This window comes from Ruegeria sp. N10, from assembly GCF_056531545.1.
Genome location: NZ_JBQFLY010000058.1, coordinates 1 through 1,187 on the forward strand (window position 1 = coordinate 1; position 1,187 = coordinate 1,187).

The following is a 1,187-nucleotide window of genomic DNA, read 5'->3' on the forward strand; positions in this document are numbered from 1 at the left end:
CCCGCAAAGTTGTGGAGATCGTCGAAGGGGGCTCTGCGAACTTCGCGCCGATCTACCCCGACGAAATGCCGCTGTTTGAGAAGATCGAAACCATCGCCAAGCGCATCTACCGCGCCGACGAGGTTCTGGCCGACAACAAGATCCGCACGCAGCTGAAAGAATGGGAAGCAGCGGGGTATGGCAACCTGCCGGTCTGCATGGCGAAAACCCAGTACAGCTTCTCGACCGACCCGACCCTGCGGGGCGCGCCCACCGGCCATTCGGTCCCGGTGCGTGAGGTCCGCCTGAGCGCGGGTGCGGGCTTTATCGTGGTTGTCTGCGGTGAGATCATGACCATGCCGGGCCTGCCCCGCAAACCGGCCGCGGAAACCATCTGCCTCAATGACGCAGGTGAGATCGAGGGCTTGTTCTAAGTCGCTGAATAAGACATTTCATGGTCCGGAACCCCCGGGCCATGAGGAGACGATGATGCCCACTCTGACACCGCCGCAGGACTGCCATTCGATGCGGGATCTGCGGGTTCAGATCGACAGGCTGGACCGCCTGCTGATCGGGATGCTGGTGAGGCGCGCAAGCTATATCGACCGCGCGTCTGAGCTGAAGCCGGGCGAGGGCCTGCCCGCCCGCATCCCGGACCGGGTCGAGGATGTGGTGCAAAAGGTGCGCGCCAGTTCGCAGGCCGCGGGGATGGACCCCGATTTGTCCGAAACGCTCTGGCGCATTCTGATTGACTGGTCGATTGCACGTGAGGAACGTGTGCTCGGCCCCGAGTAAAGACCGGGCGCGTTCTGCGCCCGTTTGGGTTTTGAAAGAAGGGACCAAAGGATGGTAGCGCAGGTTATCGACGGGAAGGCCTTTGCCGCCAAAGTGCGCGCGCAGGTGGCCGATCAGGTTGCAAAGCTGAAAGAGGAAAACGGCATCACCCCCGGCCTGGCCGTGGTTCTGGTGGGAGAGGATCCGGCCAGCCAGGTCTACGTCCGCTCGAAAGGCAAGATGACCGTCGAGGTTGGCATGAACTCGTATGAGCACAAGCTCGATGTGGAGACCTCCGAGGCGGACCTGCTGGCGCTGATCGACAAACTGAACACTGATCCGGCGGTGCATGGCATTCTGGTACAGCTGCCGCTGCCAAAACACCTGAACGAGGATCTGGTGATCAACTCGATCGATCCGGCCAAGGATGTGGA

Annotated in this window: 3 protein-coding genes; all 3 read left to right on the plus strand. The window is 61.7% G+C overall.

The genetic code is table 11. From position 1 onward, the window contains the following. On the plus strand, window positions 1–413 hold a 413-nt coding region (locus ACR0JI_RS21915; RefSeq protein ID WP_480496686.1), incomplete at its 5' end, for a formate--tetrahydrofolate ligase. 55 nt (window positions 414–468) lie between these two features. Then, on the plus strand, window positions 469–774 hold the full coding sequence (locus tag ACR0JI_RS21920) for a chorismate mutase (protein ID WP_480880457.1): 306 nt from the start codon (window positions 469–471) through the stop codon (window positions 772–774). Between the two features lie 51 nt (window positions 775–825). Continuing rightward, on the plus strand, window positions 826–1,187 hold a 362-nt coding region (locus tag ACR0JI_RS21925; protein ID WP_480496682.1), incomplete at its 3' end, for a tetrahydrofolate dehydrogenase/cyclohydrolase catalytic domain-containing protein.

Bases quoted from the DNA above. Each gene is read 5' to 3' on its own strand.
- ACR0JI_RS21920 (WP_480880457.1), top strand. From the start codon at position 469: ATGCCCACTCTGACACCGCCGCAGGACTGCCATTCGATGCGGGATCTG.